Annotated in this window: 14 protein-coding genes; 8 read left to right on the top strand and 6 right to left on the bottom strand. The window is 39.4% G+C overall.

Features of this window, described 5'->3' with window-relative positions:
• Positions 1 to 276: 276 nt before the first annotated feature.
• From D9O48_RS15175 to D9O48_RS15165, 3 genes are all read right to left on the bottom strand, one after another.
• Complete coding sequence (locus tag D9O48_RS15175) at positions 277 to 945, bottom strand: YggS family pyridoxal phosphate-dependent enzyme (protein ID WP_126973832.1); 669 nt, start codon at positions 943 to 945, stop codon at positions 277 to 279.
• A 38-nt stretch (positions 946 to 983) separates the two neighbouring features.
• Positions 984 to 1361 (bottom strand): hypothetical protein, encoded by a 378-nt coding sequence (locus D9O48_RS15170; protein ID WP_126973831.1) that lies wholly within the window; start codon positions 1359 to 1361, stop codon positions 984 to 986.
• 268 nt (positions 1362 to 1629) lie between these two features.
• The gene (locus tag D9O48_RS15165; RefSeq protein ID WP_126973830.1) at positions 1630 to 2784 is read right to left on the bottom strand and encodes an acyl-CoA dehydrogenase family protein; all 1155 of its coding nucleotides are present in this window, start codon (positions 2782 to 2784) and stop codon (positions 1630 to 1632) included.
• Positions 2785 to 3057: 273 nt separating this feature from the next.
• Here D9O48_RS15165 and D9O48_RS15160 point away from each other — a divergent pair, with 273 nt between their 5' ends.
• Positions 3058 to 4500 (top strand): arginine deiminase family protein, encoded by a 1443-nt coding sequence (locus tag D9O48_RS15160; protein ID WP_126973829.1) that lies wholly within the window; start codon positions 3058 to 3060, stop codon positions 4498 to 4500.
• Positions 4501 to 4509: 9 nt separating this feature from the next.
• Positions 4510 to 5424, top strand: a complete 915-nt coding sequence (ctlX, locus tag D9O48_RS15155; RefSeq protein WP_126973828.1) for a citrulline utilization hydrolase CtlX — start codon at positions 4510 to 4512, stop codon at positions 5422 to 5424.
• Here the strand turns inward: ctlX and D9O48_RS15150 are convergent.
• Entirely contained in the window at positions 5405 to 6307 is a 903-nt protein-coding gene (locus D9O48_RS15150) for an SDR family oxidoreductase (RefSeq protein ID WP_126973827.1), read from the bottom strand. The two genes, ctlX and D9O48_RS15150, sit on opposite strands and share 20 nt — an antisense overlap.
• A gap of 387 nt (positions 6308 to 6694) precedes the next feature.
• Here D9O48_RS15150 and pfkA point away from each other — a divergent pair, with 387 nt between their 5' ends.
• Together pfkA and pyk are read left to right on the top strand one after the other, a co-directional pair.
• Positions 6695 to 7678 carry a 6-phosphofructokinase gene (gene pfkA, locus D9O48_RS15145; RefSeq protein ID WP_126973826.1) on the top strand — a complete coding sequence of 328 codons (984 nt, stop codon included), beginning with the start codon at positions 6695 to 6697 and terminating at the stop codon, positions 7676 to 7678.
• Positions 7679 to 7729: 51 nt separating this feature from the next.
• Complete coding sequence (gene pyk, locus D9O48_RS15140) at positions 7730 to 9226, top strand: pyruvate kinase (RefSeq protein ID WP_126973825.1); 1497 nt, start codon at positions 7730 to 7732, stop codon at positions 9224 to 9226.
• A 67-nt stretch (positions 9227 to 9293) separates the two neighbouring features.
• Here the strand turns inward: pyk and D9O48_RS15135 are convergent, their stop codons facing one another.
• Both D9O48_RS15135 and D9O48_RS15130 read right to left on the bottom strand, forming a co-directional pair.
• Complete coding sequence (locus D9O48_RS15135) at positions 9294 to 10028, bottom strand: copper homeostasis protein CutC (RefSeq protein ID WP_126973824.1); 735 nt, start codon at positions 10026 to 10028, stop codon at positions 9294 to 9296.
• Positions 10025 to 11038, bottom strand: coding sequence for a N(4)-(beta-N-acetylglucosaminyl)-L-asparaginase (locus tag D9O48_RS15130; RefSeq protein WP_126973823.1), 1014 nt, complete (start codon positions 11036 to 11038; stop codon positions 10025 to 10027). The genes D9O48_RS15135 and D9O48_RS15130 overlap by 4 nt, the downstream gene beginning before the upstream one ends.
• A 65-nt stretch (positions 11039 to 11103) precedes the next feature.
• Here D9O48_RS15130 and D9O48_RS15125 point away from each other — a divergent pair, with 65 nt between their 5' ends.
• The 4 genes from D9O48_RS15125 (at position 11104) to nagB (ending at position 19684) form a co-directional block, all read left to right on the top strand.
• Complete coding sequence (locus D9O48_RS15125; RefSeq protein WP_126973822.1) at positions 11104 to 12759, top strand: beta-N-acetylhexosaminidase; 1656 nt, start codon at positions 11104 to 11106, stop codon at positions 12757 to 12759.
• 225 nt (positions 12760 to 12984) lie between these two features.
• Positions 12985 to 16098 (top strand): SusC/RagA family TonB-linked outer membrane protein, encoded by a 3114-nt coding sequence (locus tag D9O48_RS15120; RefSeq protein ID WP_126973821.1) that lies wholly within the window; start codon positions 12985 to 12987, stop codon positions 16096 to 16098.
• A gap of 12 nt (positions 16099 to 16110) precedes the next feature.
• A complete protein-coding gene (locus D9O48_RS15115; protein WP_126973820.1) occupies positions 16111 to 17553 on the top strand; it encodes a SusD/RagB family nutrient-binding outer membrane lipoprotein in 1443 nt (480 codons plus the stop codon).
• Positions 17554 to 17776: 223 nt separating this feature from the next.
• Positions 17777 to 19684, top strand: coding sequence for a glucosamine-6-phosphate deaminase (gene nagB, locus D9O48_RS15110; RefSeq protein ID WP_126973819.1), 1908 nt, complete (start codon positions 17777 to 17779; stop codon positions 19682 to 19684).
• Positions 19685 to 19782: the final 98 nt, after the last annotated feature.

Raw genomic sequence — 19782 nt, 5'->3', positions numbered from 1 at the left:
AAAAGCAAGCTCACATGAAGAGTGGTAAGCCTTCAAATAGTGTGTAAACGCAGTCAAACTTATTAACAAAGCCCGCCATACAGGTCGTTTAGCAGTACAGCAAGGTGTCAAAATAAAAAAAGAGCTGTGGAAACAGCTCTCGACCATTAATCAATAACCTATGAAAAACATAATTAATTCTACATCAAAAATATGTTTCTCTTAATACTTTTTTAACTCATTTCGATTAAGAAACGGTTTCTTACGCCTAAAAGGCAGTTTTTTTCGATTAATCGGCTAACGGGCACCGAATAACAGACTTCCTACCCTAACCATATTACTACCGTTTTCAATAGCTATCGGATAATCACCACTCATCCCCATTGATAAAACAGGTTGATTATGACCTTCTAACAAATCAAATTTAGTTTTATACCGGTCATGTAATGATTTTAAGTGGTGCATCTCAGCTGTTACCTGTGCAGTATCTTCGCTGAACGACGACATTCCCATCAATCCCACTACCCGCACCCACTCAAAAGGGGTTTGTTCCAATTGCACAAAACAATCGGCTAACTCTTTTTCGTCTAATCCGAATTTAGTTTCTTCTTCAGCAATATGTATCTGAAGTAATACATTCACTACGCGGGCATGTTTGCCGGCCTGTTTATTAATTTCTTTGAGTAGCTTAAAGCTGTCAACTCCATGAATGAGATAAATGAAGGGAACTATGTATTTTACTTTGTTCGATTGTAAATGGCCTATAAAATGCCAATGAATGTCAGCCGGAAGTAAGGCCTGTTTTTCGAGGAGCTCCTGCACGTAATTTTCACCGAAATCTTTCTGACCGGCATCGTACAGTTTTTTGATATCACCGGCCGTTTTAAACTTTGATACGGCCACTAACGAAACATTATTGGGAGCCAGCTCTTCTGTTAAGCGATGATAAGCAGAGATATTTACCATAATAATCCATTCCTTTGAAAACACAAAGGTATGAAATACTAGGCAGTTTGAACCTGTGCTGAAGAGCGTGGTAACCAGCAAATAGTAAGGAAACAAGCCAATACACCACTTGCCTGTAAGCTGATTTCAGCTACCGATAGCTGGTGCGAAGGATGCATAAAGTAACTGGCTCCGATCATTACCAGAATGAAAAGGATCCAGATAGAAGGTGTATAATGAAGTACCTGTCGGGTAACTTTATAAAAATAAATACTGGCTATTGCGTTGATGGCAATAAAGAAGTTGATATAAGGAAGAATTTCTAACAAAGTAGCAGGTAATTCGGCGTCAATAGCGGGAGTTAACGAGCTAACGCCATATAGCACCCAGATCACTAAATTGATTACCAGAAAAACAACAACCATTAATAAACGCATAACACTCCGTATTTATAAGTCTATCCTATTAAAATACGATTTTCTGCGCACTTAATCAAAAAAAATCGTACACAACTGAATACCATTATTTTACAGCAAAGCCAAGAGGAGTAAGACTTTGACAATCTCCGAACAATTAAAAACACAAACGGTGCCGCCTGATCTGGTATTAATCCGCGGCAGTACGCTTAACAATAATGGTATGATCAAAAAAAGAACGACGGCCTGTTCAGGAAGCCGTCGTTGTGATGAATTATGTAAGTAAAAATTATTTCAGAATTGATCTGCTGATCACGATACGTTGTACTTCACTGGTGCCTTCATAAATCTGTGTAATTTTTGCGTCGCGCATTAAACGCTCCACGTGGTATTCTTTTACATAACCATATCCACCGTGAATCTGAACAGCTTCGGTAGTGGTCCACATAGCCGTTTCAGAAGCAAATACTTTCGCTATAGAAGAGCTGAGGGTATAGTCAATATGCTGATCTTTTTCCCAGGCGGCTTTCAAGCACAATAAACGGGATGCTTCAATTTTAGTAGCCATGTCAGCCAGCTTAAACTGAATAGCCTGATGGTGCATGATTTCTTTTCCGAAAGCTTTTCTTTGTTTAGAATAATTTAAAGCCAGTTCATAGGCACCGCTGGCAATTCCCAAAGCCTGGGACGCAATACCAATACGGCCGCCACTTAAAGTTTTCATGGCAAATACGAAACCGAATCCATCTTCTCCGATTCTGTTTTCTTTCGGAACTTTTACGTCCGTAAAAGAAATACTATGCGTATCACTTCCGCGAATACCGAGTTTATTTTCTTTCGCCCCTACAGTTACACCGGGCCAGTTTTTCTCTACGATAAAAGCATTGATTCCTTTACTCCCTTTAGCAATATCCGTTTGTGCAATTACCAGGTAAACACTTGCAGAATTACCGTTTGTAATCCAGTTTTTTATCCCGTTCAACACATAATGATCTCCATTATCAATGGCAGTTGTTCTTTGGGAAGTAGCATCAGAACCGGCTTCCGGTTCGCTTAATAGAAAGGCGCCGATATATAATTCGCCATCCTTTTTACCTTGTGCCAATGGCGTTAAATATTTATGTTTTTGTTCTTCGCTGGCAAAACGCTCCAACCCCCAACACACTAAAGAGTTATTAACACTCATACAAACACTCACGCTGGCATCAATTTTACTCACTTCTTCCATTGCTAAAACGTAAGAAATCGTATCTAAACCGGCTCCACCATAATCGGGTGAAACCATCATACCCATAAAACCTAAATCGGCTAATTTACTAACTTGTTCTTTTGGAAATGTCTGAGTTTCATCTCTTTCGATCACTCCAGACAAACATTCCTGTTGTGCAAAATCGCGGGCGGCCTGACGAATCATTAACTGTTCTTCAGTGAGTTGGAAATCCATATAGCTTTAACAAATTTATTTACTCAAAAATAATAGAATTCAGCTCAAAATACTAACGATTGTTCGTTTCTTTGCAAATATTTTATTATTTTGAAATTTTTCTGTTTTACCCTCCTTATTTTACGTATAAAATATAAGCTTCATCTATTCATGATAAGCTTTTTTTAATACGGATTTCAGGCGGGAGGATGTATTTTCACCTTTAAGATAATACATTCCGTCAACTATTAATTATCACATACAACTGTTGAGAATTACAAAAATTGCATGGTTATGAGTAAATCTATCAGAGTGGACTCGGAAATAGGAACATTACAAAGGTTATTAATTCACAGTCCTGACAGTGGTTTAGGCAGAGTGGTTCCTTCCAAAGCGCAGGACTGGTTATTTGAAGACATTGTACATTTAGACACTATCCGCAAAAAAGAGTACGATTATTATGTAAAATTGCTGTTGTACTTCCTGGATCCTGAAAAAATAAAAGGCCAACTTTCAAAAATAGATGCTCCGGCAGCTAAAAGAGATTTTTACAAGCCGGAGAAAGAACAGTTTCACCGTTCAGAAAAAGTAATTGAACTGGAGTGGCTACTGGCTGAAATTTTAGACGATACGGATATTCGCCAGCAACTGGTAGCAGCGACCTGCGCCATTGAAGGTATTTCTATGCAAATGCAAAACAAGTTATTGGGGTTAACAGCACAGCAGCTGGCCAAAACAATGATCAGTGGTTCATTACCGGATGATGGATTGTTATTTCCACCTATTCCAAACTTTATTTTCACCAGAGACATTGGTATTGTTATCAATGAATACCTGTTGTTGAATAAACCGGCTAAAAAAGCCAGAAGAAGGGAAGCATTAATTGCCAAATACATTTTCTTCAATCACCCTTTATTCGAAAACTTCCAGGAAAATATTATAGAAATCCCTGATACATATCAGCACTTTCTGTTACCAAGGGATATGGATGATAAAAAGGTGACGCTTGAAGGCGGAGACGTTATGGTGGTTTCAAAAGATCATGTACTGATCGGAGTAAGTGAGCGTACGAGTATGGAAGCGGCACATCAGGTAACCAAATTATTATTCGAACATAATATAGTAAAGAAAGTTTCAATTATCCGCATTCCTAAGAAAAGAGATTACATGCATATTGATACCATTTTTACCCAGGTAAAAAGAAATGTGTGGGTAATGTTGGGAGCATTCAGCAAAAAAGCATTAAAACATGAAAATGCAGATGTAATCGAAAGGATTTTGCTCAGTAATAAGAAAGAAGAGAAGATACATATTACTCAGTTTAAACGCAAAGACATAGAAAATCCAATTTACTTCGATTCATTAGAAGAGTTATTAATTGATATTTCATCGAATGACTTAGGAGTAGAAGGTAAAGTGAAAATGATTTATTCAGGCAACAATGAATTTCCGTTCGACAGTAGAGAACAGTGGACCGATTCTTGCAACGTCCTCGCACTGAAAGAAGGAGTTGTATTAGGGTATGACCGTAATGACAAAACCGTCGATGCTTTCAAAAAAGCCGGATTTGATATTATTCATGTAGAGGAACTGTTGTTGAAATTTGAGAGCGGAGAACTGGAACCTCAAAAAATGACCGATACACTGATACTGTTTCCTTCTGCAGAATTATCGAGAGCGAGAGGTGGTTTCCATTGTATGAGTATGCCAATTCTCAGAAAATCAATTCACGACTAAAATTAACATATGCCTATTGCTTCTAAAGTTTTAATGATCAGACCTATTCACTTCGGTTATAATGCTGAAACGGCAGTCAACAATGCCTTTCAGGTAAACAAAACAGACGAAAGAACTCAGGAGAAAGCATTGTATGAATTTGATAATTTTGTTCACAAGTTAAAAGAAAAGGGCATTGAAGTATTGGTAGTAAATGATACTCCCTCTCCTGCTACACCCGATTCAATTTTTCCGAACAACTGGATCAGCCTGCACAGTAATGGTACCATTTGCCTGTATCCGATGTATGCGAAAAATCGCCGTGCCGAACGTAAACCGTTTGTATTATCGAAGATAAAAAGTGAATTTGATATTCAGAAAATAGAAGACTTTACCGGTTATGAAGAACAGGAAATGTATCTGGAAGGAACAGGCAGCATGGTGCTCGACAGTGATCACCGGATAGCTTTTGCCTGTATCAGTGAAAGAACAAATGCAAAAGTGCTGGAAGACTTTTGTGTAAAAATGAATTATCAGCCGTTTACATTTCATTCATATGATCAGAAAGGAGCTCCGATTTATCATACCAATGTAATGATGTGTGTAGGAGATCTGTTTGTAGTAGCATGTATAGATTCCATTACCGATGAAGAAGAAAAAAATATGTTCATCAAACTGGTACAAGGGTTAAATAAAGAACTTATTACCATTACCTATGAGCAGATGAATGAATTCGCCGGTAATATGATACAATTGCAAAACAAAAAGGGTGACAAGTATTTAATTATGTCACAATCAGCCTATAAAAGTTTAACGGACGAACAAATAAACGAATTGAGCCGTTACAACGAGCTACTTCCCATACCGTTAACCACCATTGAAACCAATGGCGGTGGTAGTGCCCGTTGTATGATCGCAGAAGTATTTACTGCTCAAAAATCTTAATCAGCGCTTCCTGAAAAGAAACTGGCTGAAATCCGATCAGGGTTTCAGCTTTTTTTATGGAAAACCCTGTTTTTAAAGGCCTTTTGCCTACTTCTTTAAAAGTACTGGCATCTACAGGAGTAATCAAACTTGTATCTGCCCCCAGATAGTTTGCGGTAGCAACAGCCATTTCGTATGGTGTGAATACTTCTTTTCCTGAAATATGATAAATACCGGTAAGACGTTGTTCCACCAGCTGTACAATAGCCTTTGACAGGTCTTCTACATAAGTTGGAGTGCGCACCTGATCATTTACCACTTTAATAGCTTCATTGGCCTGTAATTTTCCGCTTACCCATTGAATGATATTAGAACGTGCTCCGGATAAGGGTTTACCATAAACCAGACAGGTACGTACAATTGAATATGGAATTTCAGCCGTACTCATAATAGCCTCTGCCTGCATTTTAGTAAATCCATAAAACGATAAAGGTTGTAAATCATCCTCTTCTTCATACATCCCTTTATTACCGTCAAATACAAAATCGGTACTGATAAACAGGATGTATTCGGCATAAGTTTCCGCATCCACCAAAACTTCTGCAGTACCCTGCACGTTAATTTGCTCGGCCAGTTCGGTATTTCGTTCAGCATCATCTACCTGAGTAATGGCAGCAGCATGAATAACCAGATTCGGTTTGTGTTTATCAAAAACCGAATGAACACTGGCAGATTTACCGATATCGAGCGTATCATAGGTAAATCTTTCGGTATAAGTAAACGGTAAACGATTTTCACCTTTTCCGGTGGCAATCACCTCATACCCTTTTTGCCACAAATCACGCACTAAAAATTGGCCGAGAAAACCGTTGGCACCGGTAATTAAAATCTTCTTCTGAGTCATATTCAATAGCAACATTATGTAGAATGTAAAGTTCGGTTCTTTTCTGAAAAAAAGAGAGATTAGAAAAAAGTCTTTCAACGTTAAAGTAAGATTAGAATTGAATTAGAATTTACTGTAAAGAATAAAATCGTTACTGTAAAGGCTTTTCGCGGGAGAAAGCTGACAACCTTTTGCGGGCTTTAACAATCTAAGATACGAGTACAAACATTTGTTAGGTAATAAAAAGAAAGAGAACAAAAGCGTTCGAAACCATTTGAGTTATCAGAAACAATATGTTCATTTAAGTTTTGTTGTACAATCAAAACAAAACCTTAATTTTGGAGCGATTTATCGAAAATTATTTATTGTTTCGTTAATCTATTTAAAATTTAGTTAATTCTCTACTCAATGGCAAAAAAGGTTACAAAAATAGGCGTTTTAACATCCGGCGGGGACTCACCTGGTATGAATGCTGCCATACGTGCGGTAGTGCGTACTGGTATTTACTATGGCTTAGAAGTATATGGGATCATGAGAGGTTATCAGGGTATGATTGATAACGACATCGTTCCGATGAATTCGAAAAGTGTAGCCAATATTATTCAAAGAGGGGGAACAATCCTAAAAACAGCAAGAAGTAAGGAATTTCTGACTCCGGAAGGAAGGAAAAAAGCTTACGACAACCTGAAAGCAATCGGTATCGATGGTTTGGTCATTATCGGAGGAGACGGATCATTCAGAGGTGCTGACGTTTTCAGCAGAGAATATGATATTCCTTGTATCGGTTTGCCAGGTACAATTGATAAAGATATAGCAGGTACCGACTTTACCATTGGTTTTGACACAGCTGTTAATACCGCTGTAGAAGCAATTGATAAAATTCGGGATACAGCTGACTCACACGACCGTTTATTCGTTATTGAAGTAATGGGGCGTGATGCCGGTTATATTGCTTTGCATAGCGGTATCGCTACCGGTGCTGAACACATTTTAATTCCTGAACGTAAAACCGATATTGAAGAGCTGATTGATTCTTTACAGGAAAAAGGAAGAAGAAATAAACTGGTAAACTTAGTAGTAGTTGCTGAAGGTGACGGATTCGGAGGAGCTGATGAAGTAGCAAAAATCGTGAAAGAAAGAATTCCTGCAAGTGATACCAGGGTTTGTATTTTAGGACATATACAGAGAGGCGGTATGCCAACCTGTTTTGACAGATTAATAGCCAGCAGAATGGGCTACTCAGCAGTAGAATGTTTACTCGAAGGAAGAGACAATGTAATGGTCGGAATTGTGAATAACGCTATGGAATACACACTTCTTGAAAAGGCCGTTAAATCAAAACAAACCATCGGTGATGAATGGCTCAAAATAGTGAAAATTTTAGCGAGCTAAACAACATTGAATGATTGAATAAATTTAAGCGACTTATAAACAATTAAAATTATGGCAAGAGATATATCGAAGTATACCCACGAGGAGATGGACAAAGTAGCAGGTATAACCCACAGTACGCATAGAACCAAAATCGTAGCAACAGTTGGCCCTGCATGTGATTCTTACGAAGGATTACTTTCTTTAGTAAAAGCAGGTGTGAATATATTTCGTTTAAACTTTTCGCACGGCACTCACGAAAACAAAGCTGAAGTAATCAGACACATCCGTGCGATCAACAAAACTGAACCTTACAACATTGCAATATTAGCAGATTTACAAGGTCCTAAACTGAGAGTAGGTGAAATTGAAAATGGCGCTTTGCCAATCGCAACCGGCGATATCATCACCTTTCAATCAAATCAGAAAGTAGTTGGTACTAAAGACAGTATTTATGTTTCTTACCCTAACCTGCACGAAGATGTGGAAGTAGGCAACAAAATTCTGATCGATGACGGTAAAATTGAAGTAATTGTAAGAGAAATCACTGCTGCCGGTGAAGTAAAAGTAGAAGTAACTTACGGTGGTATTCTGTTACCTAAAAAAGGAGTAAACTTACCGGATACCAAAATTTCACTGCCGGCCCTTACTGAAAAAGATTTAATCGACTTAGACTTTATATTAGGTCAGAATGTTGACTGGATTGCATTATCATTTGTGAGAAGAGCTGAAGATATCGTTGACTTAAAACGTCGTATCAAAGATGCAAACTCAATGAGTAAAGTGATTGCAAAAATCGAAATGCCGAGTGCTTTAACCGATTTAAGAAATATTATTATCGAATCTGACGGTGTGATGGTTGCCAGAGGTGACCTGGGTGTTGAATTACCGGTTGAAAAAGTACCGATGGCACAAAGAGATATTATCCGTAAATGTATCCACCGTGCGAAACCGGTTATTGTAGCAACACAAATGATGGAATCGATGATGGACCGTGTAAAGCCTAACCGTTCTGAAATTACTGACGTTGCTAACGCAGTACTGGAAGGTGCAGATGCCGTAATGTTAAGCGGTGAAACTGCGGCGGGTAATCACCCTACACTGGTGGTTGAAACAATGCGTAAAATCATTCTTGAAGTAGAAAGAACTGAGTATCGTTATAACAGAGAAGAAGATTTAAGACCACAACCTCACTCTCCTTCTTTCTTATCTGATGCGGTTTGTTATAATGCCTGTAAACTGGCCAATGACACTAAGTCAAATGCATTAATCGGTATGACGCAATCGGGCTATACAGCTTTCATGCTGAGTTCTTATCGTCCGAAATCACCGTTATTTATCTTTACAAAAGAACGTTCTCTTGTAAATCAGTTAAGCTTAAGCTGGGGCGTACGTGCCTTTTTCTACGATGAAGAAGAAAGCATTGATGATATCATCGCCGATCAGATGACCATCTTAAAGAAAAGAGGATTTATCAAAACAGGAGACGTTGTTGTAAATACCGGTTCTGTTCCTATTCATTTACACCTTCCTACCAATATGCTTAAAATTAGCCGAGTAGATGATTAATCAATAGCTTATACTTAAATAGTCTAACTTTCTTAATGGTTCAGTGAACCATTAAGAAAGTTAGAAATTAAGAACTTAAACCAAAGTGTTTGTTTAGTTTTTGTATTAGCTTTTTTAATTCTTCTTCATCCAGCACAGCCAAACTTCCTGTTTCTTTAATAGGTGAAGAACGTTTATAAGCGGGAATCATTTTCTTCGCAGTAGCGTGAAAAACATTTGTGCCCGACTGCTCAGCCAGTTCACCAATAATTGAAGAAGTAATTCCGGCACCCGCCATTATTTCCATTTGCCCGTTAGCGGCTTCAACCAACCCGCGAATTAAAGTCGCGCCCTCTAATGCCGAAGCTTGTTGACCGCTGGTTAATATTCTCTCTACTCCAAGTCTGATCAAAACATTCATCGCTGCCAGCGGATCAGGTGTTAAATCGAATACCCTATGACAGGTTACACCCATAGGATATGCAGCCTGAACAATCATCATCATTCTTTCTTCATCAATACTACCGTCTTCATTCTGAACACCGGTAGAAATACCTTCAAACCCTAACTCATTACAAAGATCAATTTCTCTAAGCATCATTTCAAACTCCTGCTCTGTATATACGAAATCGCCTCCACGTGGCCGGATGATCGGATAAACCGGAATAGCAATTTGTTCTCTGGCCATTTGCAGACAGGCGAAGGAGGGCGTTGTTCCCCCTACTTCAAAACCACCACAAAGCTCGATCCGGGCTATAGGATATTTTGAAGCAGCGATTGCTGAAGCGAGATCAAAAGCACATATTTCTAATTGATAACTCATTTCTTGAAATAAAAATCTGATTGTAAAACCAATTCTTCTTTAGCCGTTTTTACAGAATAGGTAAATCCGTCATGTAACGCAAACGCACCATATTCTCCTTTTCTATTAATAGCGATAAAGCCTACCTGAATATCTTTAGCACGGGCCGGATTTCTTTTGACCACTCTTTCAACGGCTGCTATACAGGCCTTTTGAGGTGTCAGGCCCTGACGCATTAATTCTACCACCAGATGCGACCCTACAATACGAATCACTTCTTCGCCAACTCCGGTAGCAGTAGCAGCCCCGATTTCATTATCCACATACAAACCGGCTCCGATAATCGGTGAATCACCTACCCTGCCTTTTAATTTAAAAGCCATTCCGCTGGTGGTACAGGCACCACTTAAATTATGGTGCTGGTCGAGGGCAATCATTCCGATAGTGTCGTGATTGTCTCTTGATCCAGGTAATACTTTACTGTTCTGAGGTTGATATAATTGATTTTCTATATTTTTAACAGGTTCGTATTTAGCATTCTTTAGCCACTCCTTCCACGCTTTCTCTGAAGCCGGTGTCAACAGGTTGCTTGTTTTAAAACCATTCTCCAAAGCAAATTGTAAAGCACCAGGCCCTACCAGCATCACATGCGGTGTTTTTTCCATTACTGCACGCGCTACAGAAATAGCATGTACTATATTTTCTAAAGCCGCTACACTTCCGCAGCGATATTCATGATCCATAATACAGGCATCTAACGTTACAGCACCGTCGCGATCAGGTAATCCGCCATATCCAACCGATTGATTATTAGCATCGAGTTCCGTAACTTTAACACCGGCTTCTACTGCATCTAATGCAGTACCTTTATTGGCAATTACTTCCCAGGCAGCCTGGTTGGCATATTTACCAAAGTCCCAGGTTGAAATAACAATAGGGGCTGCTTTTTTTTGACGATCAAGATCCCATTGGGTAACAGGTAAAGTACCCAGTAGCATAGATTGCTGAATAAAATTTCTCCGGGAAGACATTATTATTTAAATTGATTGTATTATTAAAACGTAAAGCTATCACTAATTTAATTTAAAATAAGCGCATGAAACGTTTTCTATTCCCACTTTCTTTTTGCATTTCAATCAGCATATTGAGTTGCAGCGATTCAACACCAGTTACTCCCGAACCGATTAATATTATTCCGGAGCCGGTATCGGTACAGGCACAGGAAGGTGTACTGAAAATAAAAAAATCGATCAGTATCTCTTTACCAGAAGATATTTCGTCTCATTTAAATGCCTATGTGAATGAAGTATTGAGTAAATCATACGGACTTTCTACTACAAAAGGAAGTACCGCTTCTGCTCAACTTCAATTTGAGTTAAAAGAAGGTATGACGGGCATTACGCCTTACGAATTAGTGATTAGCGATCAAGCTGCCAAAATTATAGCCGGAGAAGAAAAAGGATTGTTTTACGGATTTCAGACTTTTCTACAATTATTTCCTGCAGAGAAAAGAGACGTATACGGTTTACCTGCTGTAAATATTCAGGATCATGCGCAGTTTGAATACAGAGGATTGCACTTAGACGTATCACGTCATTTTTTTGGCCTGGATTTTATCAAAAAATATATAGACCTGTTAGCTTATCATAAATTCTCAAAATTCCATTGGCACCTTACAGATGATCAGGGATGGAGAATCGAGATAAAAAAATATCCGGAATTAACTGATACCGGTGCATATAGAAACGGAACGGTGATAGGCCGCTATCCGGGTACGGGTAACGACAATACAAGATATGGCGGTTATTACACACACGAACAGGTGAAAGAGGTATTGGCTTATGCTGCCAGCAGATATATTGAAGTGATTCCTGAAATAGAATTGCCCGGGCACGCCAGTGCCGCTATTGCTGCATATCCGGAGTTAAGCTGTTTTCCACAACAACCGACAGTGATTGAGCAAAATATGTCTGAAGGAAGCCGGCAACAACAAGCTGCCGGAAGAATTAAAGTAGTACAGGAAACCTGGGGGGTGTTTGACGATGTATTCTGCGCCGGTAAAGAAAGTACTTTTGAATTCTTAGAAAATGTACTGGCAGAAGTAGCTGAGTTGTTCCCTTCAAAATATTTGCATATAGGTGGTGATGAGTGCCCAAAAACACATTGGAAAAAATGTGCTGCCTGCCAGAAGAGAATGAAAGAAAACGGCCTGAAAGATGAGCATGAGCTGCAAAGCTACTTTGTTACCAGAATTGAAAAGTTTCTGAATCAAAAAGGTAAAACCATTATCGGATGGGACGAAATACTGGAAGGTGGCCTGGCTCCGAACGCAATTGTAATGAGTTGGAGAGGTCAGGAAGGCGGCAGAGCGGCTGCGAGAATGCAGCATTTTGCAATCATGACCCCTACCAGCCACTCTTACCTTGATTATAACCAGACGGAGAAAGAAGATTCGGTAACGATCGGCGGATTTATCAGTTTGGAAAAAGTTTACAACTATATTCCTGTTCCGGATTCTTTATCGGAAGCACAAGCGAAATTTATTATGGGTGGACAGGGAAATGTATGGACAGAATACATGCATTATCCTTCAAAAGTTGAGTATATGGTATATCCCCGTGCAACTGCGTTAAGTGAAGTATTATGGAGTACGAAAAAGGACTATAAGCGCTTTCTTGAAAAGATGAATACGCAATATAAACGATATGGTTTATGGAGCGTAAATGCATTTCCCGCACAAAAACTCAACTAAATCTGCAAAAAACGGCAATTGTTAAAAAAAGTTTAAAAAACTCGGAAAAAACCGCTTTTAAATTAGTATATTTAACAAACCTAACTAATTAACTAACAAAAACATAATATTATTCGCCTTAAAACCGCAAATAATATTAAAATATCGCAATAAAATGCAGCATCTGCTGCTTTCATTGCGCTTTAATACGTCTTTTTTCAGATTAATTGTAAACTAACTAGCAACATGAGAAAGTTAATCTACCTCCTGGGGTGTGCACTCTGGCTGTGGGTGCCCCTAAATTCCTTCAGCCAAACAAGGGATATATCCGGTTCAGTAAAAAACAGTACCGGTGAGCCTATTCCCCTCGCAACCGTGTTAGAAAAAGGAACATCAAATGGTGTTGCCACTAACGAAATGGGTGTTTTCAACATCAAAGTAAATCCTAATGCCACGCTGATTGTATCCTATACAGGTTACAAATCAAAAGAAGTGAAAACAGGTACTTCCAACCAAATCAACATTATTCTCGACGAAACAGAAGATCTGGAAGAAGTAGTTGTAACCGCCTTAGGTATTACCAGAGAGAAAAAAGCATTAGCATACGCTGCACAGAGTGTATCATCAGACGCCCTTAACCGAAACCTCCAGACAAACGTAGTCAACGCCCTGCAAGGTAAAATTGCCGGTGCTACGATTTCAAGCGTTGGTGGTGGTCCCGGACAAGGCGCTACTATCCTCATCAGAGGTATCAATTCACTCGACGTAGGCCGCGATAACGGTCCGTTATGGGTAATTGATGGTGTACTGATTGATAACTCAACTTCAGAAGCGGGTGTAGGCTCCGGCTCAAATGTACGTAGTGTAGGTAACAGAGCTTCAGATATTAACCCTGAAGACATTGAAACCATCAACGTATTAAAAGGAGGTGCCGCTACTGCGCTTTATGGTTTACGCGGTGCCAACGGTGTGGTTGTAGTAACCACTAAAAAAGGAAAATCAGGACGTTTCAACGTAAATGCCAGTGCTAACTTTGGTATTGAAACCATTCTGAAAGTACCTGATCAGCAAATGAAATATACTGCAGGTCTCGTAGGGGTTTACACGCCGATCGGTTTAGGACCGGCATGGGGACCAACCGTTGAAGAAGCAAAACTGATCGATCCTACCCATCCTGATAAGTTATATGACAACTACAAAAATGCTTACAGAAACGGTAAACAACAACGTTATTCTGTAAACATGACAGGTGGTAACGAAAACTATAATTACTTCGCATCTCTTTCCTCATTCAATCACGAAGGGATGTTGCCATTCACTGATTACTCAAACATGTCGGGTAGAATTAACTCAGAAATAAAACTATCCAGCAAATTAAAAGCTAATCTGAGCATGAACTTTATCAATAGCGGCGGTTATCGTTACGACGCCGACCGTTTTGGTGAAAGTTTAGCTTACTTCTCTCCAAGATGGGATGTAAATGACTGGCAGGATGAAAATGGTATTCAGGTATGGACCGGTACTAACAACCCGATTTTCGGAGCTGCAACCAATAAACTAAAGGATAATACCAATCGCTTTGTAGGAGGTTTGGGTTTTGAGTATAAACCATTATCATGGTTATCACTTAACTACAAACTTGGTATCGATACTTATCACGAAAACCGTTTCAGAACAGCTCCTGGTCCGAGAGGTTTAGTAGGTGAAAGAGTATATGATAACCTGGATGGTTTTGTAGGTGATTACAATACCAGCTACATGGGATTAAACTCAACGTTTGTAGCAAACGCAACATTTAACCTTACTGATAAAATCAAAACTACTGTCCGTGTTGGTCAGGAAGTATTTGACAGAGATACACGTACTACCGGAGAATTAGGTTCAAAACTGGCTATCTGGGACTGGTTCAACCTTAAAAACGCAGAAACCAGAGTAGTAACTCACGATGAAACCCGTTATCGCTTAATGGGTATTTTCGGAGAAGCAACTATCGACTATGATAATATTCTTTATTTAACGGTTACCGGTAGAAATGACATCACTTCTACTATCTTAAAGCCGGATAATTCATTCTTCTACCCTTCTTTCAGTTTAACTTATATGTTATCTGATCATATTACGCTTCCAACTGCCATTAACATGTTTAAGTTGAGAGGGTCTTATGCACAAATCGGTAAAGATGCACGTCCTTATATGGTAAGAAGTGCTTATAGCTCTTATACCAACTTACCGGAAGGTGTGATTGGTTTTACCAGAGGATCAGTTTTAGGTAACCCGAACCTGAGACCGGAGTTTACCAACACATGGGAAGGTGGTTTTGAAGCTAAGTTTTTCAATAACAGATTTGGCATTGACTTCACATTCTACCACTCTTTATCACAAGATCAGATTCTTCCGATCGCTGTTACTTCAACAACAGGATATGTAACAGCTGCCATCAACGCAGGTAGTATGAGAAATAAAGGGGTAGAGATCGTATTGAATGCCACTCCGGTTTCTACTAAAAACCTTACCTGGGAAACCAGCTTAAACTGGAGCGCCAACAGAAACCGTGTAATGTCATTAACTAACGATCTGACAGAAATCACCTATGCATCTCATGGTGGTTACACAGTAGGTGGTGTTGTTATGAAATTAGTGCCTGGTGAAGCTTATGGCAATATCTATGGTAACTACTGGAAACGTTACTATGGCGATAAACCTGAAGATCCTACCAGAACAGACAAATCTTTACCAATGGTCATCGGCGCCAACGGTTTTCCGATCGTTTCAGATGCAGCTGATCTGAAATTATTAGGAAACTCACAACCAAGATGGATCGGCGGCTGGAATAACACTGTATATTGGAAAAACTTCACTTTCAATGCATTGATTGATGCACGTTGGGGCTTTGAAAAATACAACCGCTTAGAAAACTTCTATTCAGCGTTCGGTTTAGCAGGTTACACTGCGGATCGTCGTGAGTGGAGAGTGTTTGATGGTGTACTGGCAGACGGAACCGCTAATACAAAACCTGTTTGGTTAGATCAGGGTATCGGACCAGACGGAGTTAACTATGGCGAAGGATATTACCGCCTTTACCACAGAAGATTAGGTGAGCCATTTATTCAAGACGCATCCTGGATTCGCTTGAGATCAGCCAGTGTTTCTTACAAATTACCGAGTGCATGGTTCAAAGGTAACTTTGTGAAAAATGCTACTGTAAGCTTAACAGGTAATAACCTGATTCTGATTACCGATTATTTCGGATTGGATCCTGAAGCAGTATCAGCTTCATCAGGTAGTAACGTAGACGGTTTCTCAGGATTTACTTATCCTTCAGCGAGATCGTTCTTCCTTACATTTAATCTTGGATTCTAAAAAATTACAACGATGCGCAAAAAATTATTATATACAACAATAGTAACTACCGCCCTCGCAATAGGATCGGTAGGATGTGGAAAAGGTTATTTTGAATTGTATGATAACCCTAGTCAGGTATCAACACCCACGATGCCTACACTTCTTTCAACAGTTACACACAAAGCTGCTATGAATACTTATAGCGCCGGTTCAACTGTATCTTTTTACACACAATATCTGGCAAGCCCGGCTGCTTCCAGCCCTACTGATATCTATCAGGAACTGGATTTAGGCGGAACCTGGGATGCTATTTTTTATGCCCTGGCTGATACAAAAGACTTGTTAGCGTTAGCCAGACAAGCTAATTCAAGCATGTATGAAGGTGTAGCCAGTTTTTTAATTGCATACAACCTCACATTAGCCAATGATATATGGGGTACTGTTCCATGGACTGAGATCGCTGATCCTACTATTTTATATCCTAAGTATGACGATGATAAAGCCATTTATGATACCTGTTTAGCTTATATCAATACTGCAATTGATAAATTTGCAAACCCAAGTACCGGTAACGCAACCTATGCAGTTAACAATGATATGATCTATCATGGAACTGCCAGAACCGAAGCAGCAGCAAAAGCATTCTGGTTAAAAGCAGCTTATGCCCTGAAAGCAAGATTGCTGGTTAAAGTTTCAAAAACCAGCGCTTATAACCCGGCTGAAATTCTGAACATTGTCGGAAACAGCCTTGGTTCTAATAATGATAATGTTGGTATGGCTAACTTCCAGCTTAGAAATAACTGGGCCACAGTTGCCAGATCAAATGCAGCAGCAACACTGGGCGGATGGCTGAGTGAGCAGTTTATTGATCATATGAATGGTACTACCTATGGAATTTTTGACCCGCGCCTTCCTAAAATGACCGACACCGCTTTAGGTGGTATTTATATCGGTACTGAAAACGGTGCAGGTAACAGACCTCCGGGTAATAACATTACAAAAGACGAATGTTATGTTTCTCAAAACTCTCCTCTCACAAGTGAAACCGCACCTATTCAGTTAATCACTTATTCTGAATTAAAGTTCATCGAAGCTGAAGCTGCTTTAAACAGCGATCCGACCAGAGCTTATAATGCTTACCTGGCTGGTATTCGCGCACATTTTGACCTTTTAGGCGTTGACAACACAGATAGAGATAACTACATTGCCGAACCAACTGTTGGTGTTGGTATTGGTAATCTTACCATCGACCACATCATGAAGGAAAAATATGTAGTAATGTATCTTAATCCGGCTGCATGGGCAGATGCGAGAAGATATAATTATCAGTATAAAGACTTCACTTTACCTGAGAATGCGGAAGTAAATCAATTCATCAGAAGACAACAATACCCACGCTCTGAGTTTGCTGAAAACGGACAGAATACTCCAAGAGGAGTAGTGGTTACAGACCGTTTATGGTGGGATCAATAACATCCTTCTCACATATCTAAAAAAGGTGATTACACTGTAATCACCTTTTTTATTTGCATAGGTTTGCCATATATCTACGAAATCTATTTACAGAATAACCTTTAAAAAGCAGAAAGCAGCACCCATAAGTGAATTATATGTAAAAAACCGGTATTTAATAGAAAGTTGATATAGTTATCACTAATTTTATTCTTTCTTTGAAGTCTATAGAAAAATAATCATTATGAATATGGTCGATACTTTTGAGAAAACACCGGTAAAAATCTTTGATCAGGTTAAAGACGGTGCAAAATATGTAGCCGGAGAAATTGCAGCACTGATCAGAAAAAAACAAGCCGAAAATAAACCTTGTGTATTGGGACTGGCAACCGGTTCGACCCCAAAAAGTACTTATGCAGAATTAGTACGCCTTCATAAAGAAGAAGGATTGAGCTTTGAAAATGTAATCACCTTTAATCTTGACGAATACTATCCTATCGAACCTACAGCCCGTCAGAGTTATTACTACTTCATGCATCAGCATCTGTTCAACCATGTAAATATCAGGAAAGAAAATATTCATATTCCCAGCGGTACCGTAGAAAAATCAGACATTAAACAACTTTGTACCGATTATGAGGCAAAAATTGAAGCCCTGGGAGGAATACAACTTCAAATTTTAGGAATCGGTATCAACGGGCATATCGGTTTTAACGAACCAGGGTCTAGTTATTATTCAAAAACAAGACTGGTACATTTAGAAAACTCTACCCGTATTGCCAATGCATATGAGTTCAGCTCAATGTCACAGGTTCCGCGCCTTGCAGTTACGATGGGGATCCAGACGATTCTAAAAGCAGAAAGAATTATTCTCATGGCCTGGGGAGATAAAAAATCCCCAGTGGTAAAAGAAGCAGTAGAAGGGTTGGTTGACGAACACATCCCTGCCTCCCTGCTTCAAAACCATTCAAATACCGAATTCGTTTTAGATCAGTTTGCAGCAGCTGACCTTACACGCAATAAATCACCATGGTTGGCCGGTGACGTAGAATGGACGCCTCCCATGATCAGAAAAGCAGTCGTTAGCCTGGCACAAAAAGTAAGTAAGCCTATTTTAAGCCTTACAGAAAAAGATTACCGCGAAAATGGTTTGAGTGATTTACTCACTGAAGAAGGAGATTACTATCAAACCAATCTGCAGGTATTTTACATGATGCGCGATTCTATCACAGGATGGCCCGGAGGTAAACCTAATGTACTCTTGCCGAATCCTCCCGAACGTAGCGAACCTTACCCAAAAACATCCTTAATATTTTCACCCCATCCGGATGATGATATCATTTCAATGGGAGGAACCTTTCAACGTTTACATGACCAGGGGCATCATGTGCATGTAGCTTATCAAACCTCTGGTAATATTGCCGTAACCGATGAATTTGTAACGAGGTTTATGGACTTTGTAGTAGGTTTTGAACAGATGTTTGCTATTGATAGTACCATCTCTGAGAATCTCTTAAATGAAGCCCGCGCTTACCTGAAAGAGAAAAAAACAAATGAGATAGATTCTCCTGAAATACGTGCAGTTAAAGGATTAGTTCGAAGATGTGAGGCAAAAGCCACCTGCCGCTATGTAGGGATTGATGATGATAATATCCATTTCATGAACCTGCCTTTTTACGAAACAGGCACTATTGAAAAGAAACCAATGGGTGAAGCTGATATTGAACAAACCGTGGCTCTGTTAAGAAAAATCAAACCACATCAGGTATTTGCTGCCGGCGACCTGGCAGATCCTCACGGAACGCATAAAGTATGTTTGGATATTATCTTTGAAGCGTTGAGAAGAATCAAAGCCGACGGTGATGAGTGGATTAACAACTGCTGGCTATGGCTTTATAAAGGCGCATGGCAGGAATGGGATATCAGTGAAATCGAAATGGCTATTCCGATGAGCCCCGATCAGGTACTCAAAAAACGTCACGGAATATTTATCCATCAATCGCAAAAAGATTCTGTTCCTTTTCAGGGTTCAGACTCAAGAGAATTCTGGCAGAGAGCTGAAGACAGAAACGCCAACACCGCCAATCTGTATGCGCAACTTGGCCTCACAAAGTATGCAGCAATGGAAGCATTCGTACGATGGCATTATTAATAAAATATTTTGCTTATAAATATAAAGGTCTGGTTAACGAATAACCAGACCTTTTTTTATCTACCTTCACCATTATTTCATAATCAAACAATTACTTA

The organism is Gynurincola endophyticus, assembly GCF_003991195.1.
Classification (GTDB): Bacteria; Bacteroidota; Bacteroidia; order Chitinophagales; family Chitinophagaceae; genus Gynurincola; species Gynurincola endophyticus.
The sequence above is the reverse complement of the archived record's forward strand: the minus strand, read 5'-3'. Positions and strand labels throughout refer to the sequence as shown.